A 14,291-nucleotide genomic window follows, 5' to 3' on the forward strand; every position below is an offset into this window, starting at 1 on the left:
AGGGTTAACCTAAGCGTTTCACCAACATAACGTCTTTGATCTGCTCGATACGTTTGGAGACTCGCGCTAAGGCTTCAACGTTGTTCACCTCAAGATCGAAATCCATGATGATGATTTGTCGTTTGTAGTCGGAGCGGCTCTTCATGCTCGCCACTTTGACTTTTTCATTGGCCAGCAAGGTGGTGATGTCTTTCAGTAAGCCACTGCGCTCCATCGCTTCAACGCGCACGGTCAGCAAGTAAGAACCCACAAAACCGCCGCCCCACACGGTATCAATGATCCGCTCCGGTGCGTGATGGCTCAACTCTTCCAATTGTTCACAATCGCTACGATGCACCGAAATGCCACGGCCTTGGGTAATGTAGCCGCGGATCTCATCACCGGGGATCGGTTGGCAGCAACGCGCAAGGTGAGTCATCAGGTTATCGACCCCTTCCACCACCACCGCATCTTTATGCGGGCGATTCGGCGTTAGGGCTTTGTTTTCCTGCAGTTTTTCCAGCGCGAGCTTATCTTCTTCCTCAGCGGTCGGTTTATTTACTAACGCATTGATGTGATTAACGATTTGGTTAATACGCAGATCGCCACTGCCGATACCGACATACATCTCATCGACACTGTTAACGTTGAAGCGCTTAAGTGCATATGCCTCGGCATGTTTCAGATTGGCACCGATTTTCGCCAGTTCGATTTCGAGAATTTCCCGTCCCGCTTCGAGATTTTTTTCACGGCTCTGTTTGCGGAACCAAGCATTAATCTTGGCGCGCGCGCGCCCTGAATGAACGAAACCAAGCGATGGGTTCAACCAGTCGCGTGATGGATTCGGCTCTTTGGCGGTGATGATTTCAACCTGATCGCCCATCTGCAATTTGTGGGTGAAAGGCACGATACGTCCTGCCACTTTCGCGCCAATACAGCGATGCCCCACTTCGGAGTGAATGTGGTAGGCAAAATCGAGCGGTGTGGCTCCCATCGGCAAGTCGACCACATCGCCTTTCGGAGTAAAGGCGTAAACGCGATCATCAAACACTTGGCTACGCAGCTCGTCGAGCATTTCGCCCGAGTCGGACATCTCTTCTTGCCAATCAAGCAGTTTCCGCAGCCAAGTGATCTTCTCATCGTAACCACTGCGGCCAGCACTGCTGCCCTCTTTGTATTTCCAGTGCGCCGCCACGCCAAGCTCTGACTCTTCGTGCATCTGCTTGGTACGGATCTGGATTTCGATGGTTTTGCCTTCCGGCCCCAAAATCACGGTATGGATTGACTGATAGCCGTTCGGCTTCGGGTTTGCCACGTAGTCATCAAATTCGTTCGGCAAATGTTTGTACTTGGTATGCACAATACCGAGCGCGGCATAACAGTCTTGCAGCTTGTCGGCAATAATCCGCACCGCGCGCACATCAAACAGCTCATCAAAGGCGAGGCTCTTTTTCTGCATTTTGCGCCAGATGCTGTAGATGTGTTTCGGGCGACCGCTGACTTCGGCGTTGATGCCTAACTGTTTCATCTCAGCGCGCAGATCGCTGACAAAATCACGGATGTACTGCTCACGCACAATACGGCGCTCAGAAAGCTGTTTGGCAATCTGTTTGTAGGTATCAGGCTGTTGGTAACGGAACGCGTAGTCTTCAATTTCCCATTTGAGCTGACCAATGCCTAAACGGTTAGCCAGTGGCGCGTAAATGTTGGCACACTCTTTCGCGGCGATGCGGCGCACTTCATCCGGTTCATTTTTCACTTCACGCAGGTTACAGATCCGCTCCGCGAGCTTGATGACCACGCAGCGGAAATCATCCACCATCGCGAGTAGCATGCGGCGCACGTTATCCACTTGTGCTGAGGCTTCACTGCCATGCATGGTGACGTTGAGCTGACCAATGGCTGCCATCTCTTCCACGCCGAGGATCAGTTTGAGCACTTCTCTGCCATAACTCTCTTCGAGTGACTCATTATCCAACACGCCACTGGTGGCGATGGGAAATAGCAAAGCTGCCACCAGCGTTGGGCGATCCATAGATAAAGTGATCAAAATTTCGATCATTTCCCGCCCACGCCACAGCAGCAGTGGCCCTTGAGGGTTACCGGCAAGCAACTGCTCACACTCACGGTACACTGCGGTCAATTTAGCGGCCGTTTTACCCTCTTGGGCAAGGCTGGCTATCCATGTTTCTAGCTCAAACTGTTGGTCTGGGTTTAAGTGTGCGCTTCGTACCGCAACCATTGATATCGTCCTAATAATTGTATTTTTAGCCTTCGACTGACGCTGAAATGAAGAGTTCAGTCGCTAGCGTTTTTTCACAAATAAAGCCATGGATTCAAGGTGACTGGTGTGCGGGAACATATCCAGCATGCCCAGTTTCTCTAAGCAAAATCCTTGGCTCAGCAAGCTTTGGCTATCACGAGCCAGTGTCGCTGGGTTACACGACACATACACCACCCGTTCCGCTCCTAACGCGGCCAGTTGTTCCACAATCCCTTCTGCGCCTGCACGGGCGGGATCGAGCAGTACTTTAGCAAATTTCTGCTGCGCCCATGAGGCGGTTGTCATATCTTGTTCCAAATTGGCCTGATAAAACGTCACATTGTTGATTTGGTTCAATTTCGCATTGTGAGTGGCGTGTTGCACCATCTCTTCTACACCTTCTACACCCACCACTTCTTGCGCTTGTTTTGCTAACGGCAGAGTGAAATTCCCTAAACCACAAAACAGATCGAGCACGCGATCTTGCTCGCTCACTTCTAGCCAATGAAGGGCTTGCTCGACCATTTTCTGATTCACCGCGCGGTTTACTTGAATAAAGTGGCTCGGCAAGAAGCTTAGACGGCTACCGGTTTCTTCACAGTAAGGCGGTTCACCTTGTACGTGTTGCAACGTGCCTGCTTCCAATGCTAGGTATAAGGTTAGTTGGTTTTGCGAGGCAAAGTCAGTTAAACGCTGCTGATCTTGTTCAGTCAACGCACCGACATGACGCAGCGCCAATACTCGCGCATTATCGCCTTTCACCAATTCCACATGCCCCAACTGCTCAGGTTGGCACCATTGGCTCAACAAGGTATTCAATTCCGGCAAGAGCGCATTCAAACTCGGCTCTAGTACAGGGCAATGTGTTACGTTGACAATCGCTTTGCTCTGCTTACGACGAAAGCCAAACTGCAGTTGCTGGGTTTTCTTATCCCACATCAAGCTTAATCTTGCTCGGCGGCGATAGCCTTGATCATCAGAACAAACTGGCGCAGACAGGGCAAGGCTCTGCCCTGCAAACTTCACCATTAATTGACTTAACGCCTGCTGCTTGTGGTTAATTTGACCGGCTCGGTCAAGATGCTGTAAATCACAGCCACCACATTGTGCATAGTGGGCACAAAAAGGCTCAACTCGCTCAGCGCTTGGTTTGAGCACTTTGATCAATTGCCCACGTGCGTATTTACTTTTACTTTCAGTCAGTTGAATTAGCACTTCTTCCCCTGGCAAAGCGCCATCCACAAACAACGGCTTTTTCTGCAAAAAGGCCAGTCCGCTGCCTTGGTGATCCAACCGCTCTATGATGACGGGTTGATGCTTTTTGTCTAACGTGCTGTGCTTTTTCGGTTGAAAGAAACGTGCCATGCTCTGTGCTCAAGTGTTGAAATAGATTTGTTTTCGCCCCGGCATCACTATTCTGCACGGGGGTGATTGTCGAAGATGAGGGAGTTGATTAAGCTAACGCCAACGTTTCCCCGCGCAATCCGATTTGTGCGAGGTATTTTCCCATATCCACACCACAATGTTTAGACAATAATGACTCAAAGATATGGCTTGCGCGCTCGCGTTGTGACACTCACTCTGGCTCCAACCCTGATTATTGGCCTGCTGCTTAGCGCACTATTCTCTTTTAACCGCTATCACGACTTAGAAAACCAAGTGATCAATTCAGGGGCCAGCATCATCGAACCTCTGGCCATCGCCAGTGAAGATGCCTTACGCATGCAAAGCCGTGAATCGGTGCGGCGCATTATTAGCTATGCACATCGGAAAAATTCTAAATTAGTTCGCAGCATTGCGGTGTTTGATGGCAACCATGAGTTATTTGTCACCTCCAACTTTCACCCCAATTTCGAAAAGCTGATGTATCCCAAGGATAAACCTATCCCCTTTTTGAGCAGTTCGGTGATTGATGAAAACACGCTGATTCTGCGTACACCAATCGTATCTGAGCGCAGCCTATTGGAAAATGGTGATGCCAATCCAACCACCCCCGTGATGGGCTATATCGCGATTGAACTTGACCTCTCATCCCTGCGTTTGCAGCAGTATCAGGAAATTTTCTCGGCAGGCTTAGTGCTGGTGATTGGGATTTTGCTCTCAGGTGTGTTCGCATTTCGTTTGATGCACGATGTCACTCGCCCCATCACACACATGAAAAACATGGTGGATCGCATTCGTCGTGGTCATTTAGATGTACGTATTGAAGGTAAAATGCACGGCGAGTTGGATGCGCTGAAAAAAGGCATCAACGCGATGGCGGTGTCACTCTCTGAATACCATGTCGAGATGCAGCACAGTATTGACCAAGCCACTTCCGATTTGCGGGAAACCTTGGAGCAGTTAGAGATTCAGAACGTGGAACTCGACATTGCCAAAAAACGGGCGCAAGAAGCGGCACGGGTGAAATCTGAGTTTTTGGCTAACATGTCCCATGAGCTGCGTACCCCACTTAATGGTGTAATTGGTTTTACTCGACAAATGTTGAAAACCCAGCTCACCAACAGCCAAACAGATTACTTACAAACCATTGAAAAATCAGCAAATAATCTTCTAACGATCATTAATGACATTCTAGACTTTTCTAAACTTGAGGCCGGAAAACTGGCGTTGGAGAATATTCCGTTTGAATTCCAAGATATTCTAGAGGAAGTGGTTAACTTACAAGCCACCAGCGCCCATGAGAAAGGGTTAGAAATCACCCTCAAGATCGATCCGAAAATTCCGCGCGGCGTGGTGGGCGATCCGCTACGTATTCAACAAGTTTTGACTAACTTAGTCGGCAACTCGATTAAGTTTACCGAACGCGGCAATATTGATGTGAGCGTGGAAATGCGTTCACTGCGCGATGATGTAATAGACCTGCAATTTATGGTGCGCGATACGGGAATTGGTATTTCAGAGCGTCAACAAGCCCAGTTATTCCAAGCTTTTAGCCAAGCCGATGCCAGCATTTCTCGCCGTTATGGCGGTACTGGGTTAGGGCTAGTGATTACCCAAAAACTGGTCAGCCATATGGGCGGAGAAATCAGCCTAACCAGCCGCTTACATCAAGGCTCGACGTTCTGGTTTACTCTACGTTTACACACAACTGAGCTACCAATCAATGATGGCTATGACATTCCATCGCTTAAGCAGCGTTGCCTGTTGTTGATTGAACCCAATATGCAAGCGGCATCAATTGTGCAACAAACACTGGTACAAAGTGGATTGGAGGTCACTTACCGCTCAGCCATACCAGAAGAGGAACACACTTACGACTATGTGCTACTCAATCTCGCGCCAAGTAAAGAGACCAACCCCACCTTGGTCGAACTCTGGATTGAACGCGCATTGGCAATGGCACACAACGTGATCGTAGGGGTACCGAGCACAGAGTTAGCCTTAGCGGATCAATTGATGCAACGCTATCCAGTAAAATGCATCGGTAAACCGTTGTCCCGTAAGAAATTACTGCAAACCCTAGCCGCCCAACAACCGCAATTGGCTAAACCAACCCAGCCAAAACCTCAGGTGGATAAATTACCGCTGTGCGTCATGGCAGTGGACGATAACACGGCTAACCTCAAACTGATCACTGCACTCTTGCAAGAGCGCGTTGAGTATGTCGTTGCCTGTACCAGTGGCCAAGAAGCCATCGAACAAGCACAAGTACGTCAATTCGATATTATTTTGATGGACATTCAGATGCCACACATGGATGGCGTGACCGCTTGCAAAGAAATCAAACAACTCAAGGGGTATCGAGATACTCCAGTGATTGCTGTAACAGCTCATGCCATGGCTGGTGAGCGAGATCGCCTTTTGAAAGCGGGAATGGATGATTACCTCACCAAACCGATTGAAGAATATATATTGCAGCAGGTATTGGTTCGCTGGAGTCCTCACACCCGCAGCAAACAGGTAGCTAAAATCACACCACCAGACGGTGCAGCAGCCACTCAGAACATGCCGAGCCTCTCACCGCATAATGATGATGCCATCATTGATTGGCCAGCAGCGCTGCGCCAATCGGCCAATAAAGAAGATCTCGCCAAAGAGATGTTAACCATGTTAGTTGTGCATTTGGCTGAGATTCAAATGATCATCAATACCGCACTTGAAGATGAAGAGTATGCAACGAGCGATCTACTGCATCACATTCATAAACTGCATGGTAGCTGCGCCTACAGTGGCGTACCAAAACTACGTAAGGTCTGTGCCGAATTAGAGCATGCACTTCGCCACGGCGCGACAGTGCAAGAATTGGAACCAGAGCTGTTTGAACTGCAAGACGAGATGGCCAAAGTCGTAGATGCCTCAAGCACCTATCTGGATTGATCCCTCAACTCATTATTGCTGGGCAGAGAGTGCACCTCCTGCCCTGTAGTATAGAAGTGGTAACCATGCTTACCGCGATGTTTAATCCAATACATGGCTTTATCTGCCTGTAACAGCAATATTTCTAAATCGATATTGGAACAATCTGTATGACTGATACCAATACTACATCCAACTTGAGCACTCTGTTTACCCACGGTGATCGGTGTGGCTGAGGCCTGTATTAAGTTCATCGCAAACTCTTCAACCGCTATAGCATCAAAGTTTTCAATCGCGATATAAATAGCAAACTCATCTCCCCCCAAACGCCCCACGACGCTGTCAGAGAAATGCTCCTGTGATAGAGTCAAAAAACGTTTGGCAATTTCACGTAGAACTTCATCCCCCGCCGAATGCCCAAGAGTATCGTTTATTTGTTTAAAGCCATCTAAATCAATCAGCAGTAATACCATGACTGAACACATGCGTTTTTTATTCAGCACGTATTTTTCACAGCCTAAACGGTTTTTGAGCCCCGTCAGGGTGTCTTGTTCTGCGATTGTGCGGTAGTAACTCTCCCAGCGCTCAATCTGCTCACGCAATTCACGCTCACGTATCAATGCTTGGTGTGACTCATCGATAAACTGATTAATACTCTCCGCCACTAAACCTATCTCGTTATGTTGGTTTTCTTGCGCAACTGCTACTTTGTGATCACTACTAGGTCGCACCTTAGACAAGGTTGCTGAAAGCTCAGTCAAAGGCTTACCCACCAAACGGCGAACAATCCAGATAAGTGCAAAAAATGTCACCAGAAACTGGATCATCACCACTAGCAGTTGGTCGAAAATTTGATTGATCGCTTGCTGACGAATGAACTGATGATCTTCATGAATCATTAGATGGCCAATCAAGTTACCATCAACAGGGGAAGTCAAGCTGTAGCGGTTGGCATCATTCCAGAAGTTCTGTTCATTGAATAACTGTGACATGTTGGTGCGTTCAAAATGAATACCATCCACACCTTCAAGTTTTACTGCGTTAATTTCTTTATGCAGTAACAAGGCATCCATCACTTCCGAGGCGATATCGTAGTTATTCACATACAAGGCAATGGATGCAGAATTGCTCAACGAGAGTGCGAGCTTTTGCTCCAATTCTCGCTTCTGTTCTTCAACACCATTCAAGCCTCGTGGAATGATAATCGCGAGAATCGCCAACAGATAACCTAATGCCGAAAGTGAAATCATCTTCAATAAGCGGTTAACCAAAGGTGAGATTTTGGCGCGGTCAGTCATAAATCACCAATAGCACCTTCAGCCTATCTTCTGGAGCCTGATCGGTATAACCGATAGAAAATGGGTTTGCTTCAAGTTTTTCCGCCAGCTCCTGCTCACTCAGTATCGATTCTGGAGCACGTAACCGCCCAGAAAACTTAAGCTTTGCCCAATACGCATTCACCTGACTCTCTTGCATATTCGTGATTTGCAAAAAGAAACGCTGCCTCACTTCTCCACTGCGATCCAACACTTGATTAATGTAAGTATCTCCAATCACGCGATTGCGCCCTAAATAGAGCGAGGATAACTCTTGCTTATCCACCGTCAGCAGTGGGCTTTGCGAGCTTGCTACCACATACAACTCAGCAGAAAAAGTACATTGAGAGAACAAGATAACTAGGAGAAACCAATATTTCATACGGTCCCCCTAAAACACGAAGTTCAAGCTAAGAGTGAATACCTGAACGTCTCGCCCTTGCGAAAGGTTCTCCATCGATGCAGCCCATAACCCATAGCCGTAATCGTTTATTTTGACGTAATCATACTGCGCTTTCAGCGCCATTTGCGTGGTGACATCCCACCGAACTCCTAGTGAATAGGTGCTTTGATCTATGTAGGTGGAGTTAATTCCTCCAATTAAAATTTTTTGAAACGCCGCTAATTCAGCGCCATTAATAGGGGACAATCCCCAGTCGGATTGAGCCTGATAGGGTTGATTTTTAGGGGTAAATTTTCCGTAAATGGCATAAGGCGTAAGTGCACCTAAGGAATATCCGGCCAATACATACCCACCAATTCCGTCAGGAACAACCGCTTTGCTGCCTCGAATGGCATACAGTTCTGATTGCATGGTGAGCTTTGCATCGGCATATCCAACACCCATTTGCCAATAGCGAATAGCTTCATTCTCAATATTACTTTGTTGATAGAGGTAGGCGGCTTCACTACTAATCGCCCCTAAACCTGCATTCGCCAATTGCTGAACTGAATTGAGCGCTTGCATGGAGGTTTCATCTAACCCAACCTTCATTGAACCCACATTGACATAGGATAGACGGCCGCTCCAAGGACCATGCTCAGCAGCTAGCACCAAAGCTAAAGTATTATTAGATTGTGTTGCCGTAATTTCAGGTCTATCCGTGTTTTTCAACTTCTGCTCAATACGCCCATACTGCACCCCCAGAGACCAGCTCAGTTCATCAATAAGTCCTCGATAAGTGATATCAACCCCATCAATGGCATCGTAAAAAATCCCTCCATACAACTCTTGAGGTGGTCGAACCCAGAGGTAGGCATAATCAATGCGGCGGCTGTCTGCAGCGGTATAAGCATTCAAACCTAGACGACCTAAACGTAAGTCCCAATGTTCATCGGGTAGGTAACGGACAAAAGCTAATTCAGTGATGTCATTGAATGATTGATCGACGCGATCTTCTAACACCCATTGAGTCGTGACTGACCATTCAGGACTGAGCTTAACATCGAACTGCACACCAATATTGGAATCCGGTAAAAAGGAGCCATTACGGCGATAATCATCTGGCTGTGAGATATTTCTCAGAAACCCAAGATCTTCTTCATTCTCGTAGCTGTAACCTACAGAACCATAGCCGGAGACAGCCCAATCCACCGCAAATCCAGGTGAACTTGTCCACAGCAGCACTATCAAAGCAGCTCTAGGAAAAAGCATTCGATAAGAGTGTTGAAGCATCTTGGGGTATTCCTAATATTCCACACGTAACACCAACCGCCAATTTAGACGCTCGGTGAAAGCCTCTCCATTTCGATGTTCAGTATGAAGACATCGCCCAATTCGTTTCTTTTAGTTCGTTATGGCTTCGTTCGTTATGACTGTGATACACCAGCAAAAATGATAGTAATACCATTACTCAGTTTAGAAAATTAACCGGATATAGAGAAAATATAGTCAGAAAATGAAATATTTGAAATGAACTAAAGAATGAACGCCGCATTAGCGGCGCTCAAGGATCACAGTCGCCATGGCATAATGGCGTTCATCAGAAATGGAAAGATGGATATTCGCAACTTGCAGCTGCGTGGCAAGCTGAGCCGCTTTACCACTCAAAGTGAGTAAGGGCTTCCCAAACTCATCATGGCTAATCGTAAAATCATGGAAGGTCACTCCTTGTGCAATACCGGTTCCTAATGCCTTAGAAGCGGCCTCTTTAGCCGCAAAACGTTTGGCTAGAAACCGTCCTTGCTGTTTCAAGCTATGGTACTGCTCCCATTCAGAATCACTGAGAATACGGCGCGCAAGGTTTTCACCAGAGCGTGCCAAGGCTTTTTCAACCCGCTCGATTTCAGCAATGTCCGTCCCGAGTCCAACGATCATAGTGTTAACGGCGCGCTGCAACCATGATGGCTTTCATGTCTGCCACCGCTTTCGCTAAGCCATCAAATACCGCGCGACCAATGATCGCATGGCCGATGTTCAGCTCGTAGATTTCAGGGATCGCCGCAATCGCAGCAACGTTGTGATAAGTCAATCCATGACCAGCATTCACCGTAATGCCCAAGTCGTGAGCATAAGCCGCTGCTGCCGCGATTTTTTTCAGCTCATTTTGCTGATCGACTTCACTTTTTGCATCCGAATAATGACCGGTATGCAGCTCAATGAATGGTGCACCACAGGCTTTGGCTGCATCAATTTGCTCGCGATCGGCATCGATAAACAGAGATACCTTAATGCCTGCCGCGGTGAGTTTTTCCGTGGCCGCTTTTACGCGCTCAAGCTGACCAAGTACGTCCAAGCCACCTTCTGTCGTCAGTTCTTCACGTTTTTCAGGCACTAAGCAAACGTATTCTGGTTGAGTTTGCAGCGCAATCTCAACCATCTCATCGGTCACCGCCATTTCAAGGTTCATGCGCGTTTGCAGCGTTTCACGCAAAATACGTACATCGCGATCAGTAATGTGACGACGATCTTCACGCAGATGGATGGTGATACCATCTGCACCCGCACGTTCAGCAATTTCTGCTGCATGCACAGGATCGGGATATTGCGTGCCGCGTGCGTTACGCAAAGTCGCCACGTGATCGATGTTCACACCAAGATAAATTGAGCTCATTCTTCTGTACTCCGTGCTCTAGGTAGAGTTGTTTGACGAAACAACTCACGACTTTTTAAAGGTTTGCCGCCAAGATACGGCTTTAAGGCTAAACGTGTAAAGCGTTTTGCCGCTTGCAGTTGTTCTTTGCTGGTAAAACGTCGCTCGCTGATCGCAATCAGCTCGTTACCGAGAAAGGTGAGATTATCGCGGCGCACCGAGGCAATAAAGCCTTTTTGCTCACGATAGCGATAGGTCATGTCTGGTGAAACTGGCTCGCCCGTACCTGCACAATGCAGAAAATCCACGCCGTACCCCATCGCCGCAAGCAAAGCGAGTTCAAAGCGACGCAACGCCGGCTCGGGATTAGTGCTTTGCGCCAGTTCAGTGAGTGCAAACAGATAATCATGGAATAGCCCAGGGCTGGCGACTTCTGGCATTAGCACTCTATCCACTAGCTCGTTGATGTACATCGCAGAATAGAGATAGACGCCGGAAAGCGGCAAACCAAGGCTAATTGGTTCAGCTTGGCGCAAAGTTTTCATCGAGCCATTGCCCGACCATTTCAGCAGTAAAGGAGTGAAAGGTTGCAGCGCCCCTTTGAGATTGGAGCGTTTTCCGCGCGCACCTTTGGCCATCAAGGTAACTCGTCCGTACTCCTCACTGAATATATCGAGAATTAAGCTCGATTCACTGTAAGGGCGGCGGTGCAGAACAAAACAGCGTTGCAGTCCGTCTGACATTTTCCCTTTCTATCATGCAGTTGAAGGTAGAAATGAAAAAGGTGGCAACTGGGTTGCCACCTTTAGCGTTTAGAGATCGTCGATGTAACCGAGTGAACGCAGGGCGCGCTCATCATCCGCCCAACCGGATTTCACTTTCACCCAAGTTTCTAGGTAGACTTTGCGGCCAAACAGCTCTTCCATATCCAGACGCGCTTCGCGGCCGATGGTTTTGATTTTTTCGCCGTTTTTGCCAATCACCATTTTTTTCTGGCCGATACGCTCAACCAAAATCAGGGCATTGATGTGGAAGCCATCGGTATCTGGGTTGTAATCGAAACGCTCGATTTCCACTGTCACTGAATACGGCAGCTCTTCGCCAGTAAAACGCATCAACTTTTCACGCACGATTTCTGACGCCATAAAGCGCTGTGAACGATCCGTCACATACTCTTCAGGGAAATGGTGCACGGCTTTCGGTAAATGGTCGCGTACATGCTTTTTCAGCACGTCGGTGTTTTTACCCTGCTTAGCAGAAATCGGTACGATATCGACAAACTGCATGCGCTTAGAAAGCTCCAGCATGTGCAGCATCACTTCGTTGCGATCTTTGACCTGATCGACTTTGTTCACACACAGCACCACTGGGAAGTTAGCTTTTTGCAGCTTAGTGAATACCATCTCGTCATCGGCGGTCCAGTGCGTACCTTCAACGACAAACAGCACTAAGTTGACATCACTCAATGAGCTTGATGCCGCACGGTTCATCAAACGGTTAATCGCGCGTTTTTCTTCAATGTGCAGTCCTGGGGTATCAACGTATATCGCCTGATAATTGCCATCGGTCTCTACGCCCATAATACGGTGGCGAGTAGTTTGTGGTTTACGTGAGGTGATCGAAATTTTCTGCCCTAAAAGGTTGTTGAGCAGAGTCGATTTACCCACGTTTGGACGACCGACAATCGCGACAAAACCGCAATGTTGGTTTTCCGGTGTCGATGCCACCACAGATTTACCTTCGCTTTGAGAAGCAAAGTATGCATCGATATCAAATTCTTGATCAGCCATTGGTTAATTGCTCCAGAGCCGTTTCTGCAGCCGCTTGCTCAGCCTTGCGGCGGCTTGTGCCTTTACCAATTACAGGCGTATCCATACCTGCTACTTCACACGCAACGGTAAACTCTTGGTTGTGTGCTTCACCTTTAATATTAGTCACCGTATAGACAGGCAGCGGTTTTCTTCTGCCTTGTAAAAACTCTTGTAAGCGAGTTTTCGGGTCTTTTTGTGATGCGCCCGGTTTAATCTCTTCCAGACGACCGTGATACCACTCAAGTACGATGCTGCGCGCCGTTTCCAGATCGCTGTCGAGGTAGATCGCACCGATGATCGCCTCTACCGCATCCGCTAGAATCGAGTCTCGGCGAAAACCACCACTTTTCAACTCACCTGGACCTAATTTTAAGTAATCTCCCAGATCGAATTCACGACCTAGCTCCGCCAACGTGTTGCCACGCACTAAGGTGGCACGCATGCGGCTCATATCCCCTTCATTCACTTTCGGGAAGCGGCGATAGAGCTCATCAGCAATGACAAAACTTAAAATTGAATCGCCCAGAAACTCAAGACGTTCATTGTGCTTACCATTGGCGCTGCGATGTGTCAGCGCCAGATTAAGCAGCTCGATCTCCTTAAAGGTATAACCGAGCTTACTTGTTAATTTATTCATTGGAGGTGTCATAATCTCAACGTTATTACCAGCTCATGCTGGCTTAATGGATCCCACCAATACGATTGAATCGTACACCGGTTGGAATCCAGCGTGGAAGTACGCTGTCTTCAGCGCGTTCAAACTCAAAACTGATCCAGATAGCAACGGCTTTTCCGACCAAGTTCTGCTCTGGCACAAAGCCCCAGAAGCGGCTGTCTTCACTGTTATCGCGGTTATCACCCATCACAAAGTAATGTCCTTGCGGAACGACCCATTCATTCACGCCACTGCGTGGTTTGTAGTTAGCCACATTATCGATTCGTAATGGGTTCACCAAAATATTGTGTTTTACCTGACCGAGCTGTTCATCCAATTGCATCAAACGAACGTTATATTGGTAAAAATCGCTCTCTTGTACATTAGAAAGCGGGACGGCTTGGCACTCATTCTCACCTTGGCGTTGAATACACAACTCTTTGCCAGGGCTGTAACGTACCGTATCACCCGGCATGCCTATCACGCGCTTGATGTAGTCAAGGCTTGGGTTAATAGGGAATTTGAACACAACAATATCGCCGCGCTCCGGTTTACCCGTTTCTACCAGTTGAGTGCGCCATACCGGATCTTTCAAACCGTAAGCGTATTTTTCAACCAGAATAAAATCACCCACCAACAGTGTTGGCATCATGGAGCCAGAAGGGATCTGGAATGGTTCATAGATAAATGAACGCAAAACCAGAACAAAGGCAATCACAGGGAAAATAGAGACACTGTTCTCAACCCACCAAGGCTGAGCCAACGCTTTATTCACCGCCGACTCTGGCAGATCCGGAGTTTGCGCCTGTAACTGAGCCTGTTTTTGTTGGCGTTTTTTCGCCCACACCAGCTTTTCCAGTGTCCAGACGATACCGGTGACCAAGGTTACCATCACCAAAACCAGAGAGAATGTGTTCGCCATTGACTTCCCTTATC

The 14,291-nt window shown here is 48.0% G+C and carries 12 protein-coding genes; 1 reads left to right on the plus strand and 11 read right to left on the minus strand.

Annotation, left to right across the window (positions count from 1 at the left end):
* Positions 1-4: 4 nt before the first annotated feature.
* Both relA and rlmD read right to left on the minus strand, forming a co-directional pair.
* The gene (gene relA / locus VOA_RS01370; RefSeq protein WP_000226852.1) at positions 5-2,221 is read right to left on the minus strand and encodes a GTP diphosphokinase; all 2,217 of its coding nucleotides are present in this window, start codon (positions 2,219-2,221) and stop codon (positions 5-7) included.
* A gap of 63 nt (positions 2,222-2,284) precedes the next feature.
* Positions 2,285-3,607: a 23S rRNA (uracil(1939)-C(5))-methyltransferase RlmD gene (gene rlmD, locus VOA_RS01365; protein ID WP_000090451.1), complete on the minus strand. Its 1,323-nt coding sequence runs from the start codon at positions 3,605-3,607 to the stop codon at positions 2,285-2,287.
* Between the two features lie 171 nt (positions 3,608-3,778).
* Here rlmD and barA point away from each other — a divergent pair, with 171 nt between their 5' ends.
* Entirely contained in the window at positions 3,779-6,562 is a 2,784-nt protein-coding gene (gene barA / locus VOA_RS01360) for a two-component sensor histidine kinase BarA (RefSeq protein WP_000194271.1), read from the plus strand.
* On the opposite strand, the gene VOA_RS01355 is transcribed toward barA, so the two are convergent.
* From VOA_RS01355 to lepB, 9 genes are all read right to left on the minus strand, one after another.
* Entirely contained in the window at positions 6,550-7,839 is a 1,290-nt protein-coding gene (locus VOA_RS01355) for a diguanylate cyclase domain-containing protein (RefSeq protein ID WP_000132126.1), read from the minus strand. The genes barA and VOA_RS01355 overlap by 13 nt on opposite strands.
* Positions 7,832-8,239 (minus strand): hypothetical protein, encoded by a 408-nt coding sequence (locus tag VOA_RS0118740; protein WP_000878544.1) that lies wholly within the window; start codon positions 8,237-8,239, stop codon positions 7,832-7,834. Before VOA_RS0118740 ends, VOA_RS01355 begins: the two co-directional genes overlap by 8 nt.
* 9 nt (positions 8,240-8,248) lie before the next feature.
* Positions 8,249-9,532, minus strand: a complete 1,284-nt coding sequence (locus VOA_RS01350) for a hypothetical protein (protein WP_000939187.1) — start codon at positions 9,530-9,532, stop codon at positions 8,249-8,251.
* A gap of 261 nt (positions 9,533-9,793) precedes the next feature.
* Entirely contained in the window at positions 9,794-10,174 is a 381-nt protein-coding gene (gene acpS, locus VOA_RS01345) for a holo-ACP synthase (RefSeq protein ID WP_000635070.1), read from the minus strand.
* Between the two features lie 4 nt (positions 10,175-10,178).
* The gene (gene pdxJ / locus VOA_RS01340) at positions 10,179-10,910 is read right to left on the minus strand and encodes a pyridoxine 5'-phosphate synthase (RefSeq protein WP_000095367.1); all 732 of its coding nucleotides are present in this window, start codon (positions 10,908-10,910) and stop codon (positions 10,179-10,181) included.
* Positions 10,907-11,632: a DNA repair protein RecO gene (gene recO / locus VOA_RS01335; protein ID WP_001279485.1), complete on the minus strand. Its 726-nt coding sequence runs from the start codon at positions 11,630-11,632 to the stop codon at positions 10,907-10,909. The genes pdxJ and recO overlap by 4 nt, the downstream gene beginning before the upstream one ends.
* 69 nt (positions 11,633-11,701) lie before the next feature.
* Positions 11,702-12,679, minus strand: a complete 978-nt coding sequence (era, locus tag VOA_RS01330; protein WP_000774933.1) for a GTPase Era — start codon at positions 12,677-12,679, stop codon at positions 11,702-11,704.
* The gene (rnc, locus tag VOA_RS01325) at positions 12,672-13,349 is read right to left on the minus strand and encodes a ribonuclease III (protein ID WP_009356179.1); all 678 of its coding nucleotides are present in this window, start codon (positions 13,347-13,349) and stop codon (positions 12,672-12,674) included. The genes era and rnc overlap by 8 nt, the downstream gene beginning before the upstream one ends.
* Before the next feature lie 31 nt (positions 13,350-13,380).
* A complete protein-coding gene (lepB, locus tag VOA_RS01320; protein ID WP_000024076.1) occupies positions 13,381-14,277 on the minus strand; it encodes a signal peptidase I in 897 nt (298 codons plus the stop codon).
* Between the last annotated feature and the right edge of the window lie 14 nt (positions 14,278-14,291).

It is taken from the genome of Vibrio sp. RC586 (genome assembly GCF_000176715.1).
Taxonomy (GTDB): domain Bacteria; phylum Pseudomonadota; class Gammaproteobacteria; order Enterobacterales; family Vibrionaceae; genus Vibrio.

Coding starts and splice junctions, on each gene's coding strand:
- rlmD (WP_000090451.1), bottom strand. CDS start 3,607: ATGGCACGTTTCTTTCAACCGAAAAAGCACAGCACGTTAGACAAAAAG.
- era (WP_000774933.1), bottom strand. CDS start 12,679: ATGGCTGATCAAGAATTTGATATCGATGCATACTTTGCTTCTCAAAGC.
- relA (WP_000226852.1), bottom strand. CDS start 2,221: ATGGTTGCGGTACGAAGCGCACACTTAAACCCAGACCAACAGTTTGAG.
- recO (WP_001279485.1), bottom strand. CDS start 11,632: ATGTCAGACGGACTGCAACGCTGTTTTGTTCTGCACCGCCGCCCTTAC.
- VOA_RS0118740 (WP_000878544.1), bottom strand. CDS start 8,239: ATGAAATATTGGTTTCTCCTAGTTATCTTGTTCTCTCAATGTACTTTT.
- acpS (WP_000635070.1), bottom strand. CDS start 10,174: ATGATCGTTGGACTCGGGACGGACATTGCTGAAATCGAGCGGGTTGAA.
- rnc (WP_009356179.1), bottom strand. CDS start 13,349: ATGACACCTCCAATGAATAAATTAACAAGTAAGCTCGGTTATACCTTT.
- lepB (WP_000024076.1), bottom strand. CDS start 14,277: ATGGCGAACACATTCTCTCTGGTTTTGGTGATGGTAACCTTGGTCACC.
- pdxJ (WP_000095367.1), bottom strand. CDS start 10,910: ATGAGCTCAATTTATCTTGGTGTGAACATCGATCACGTGGCGACTTTG.
- barA (WP_000194271.1), top strand. CDS start 3,779: ATGACTCAAAGATATGGCTTGCGCGCTCGCGTTGTGACACTCACTCTG.
- VOA_RS01355 (WP_000132126.1), bottom strand. CDS start 7,839: ATGACTGACCGCGCCAAAATCTCACCTTTGGTTAACCGCTTATTGAAG.
- VOA_RS01350 (WP_000939187.1), bottom strand. CDS start 9,532: ATGCTTCAACACTCTTATCGAATGCTTTTTCCTAGAGCTGCTTTGATA.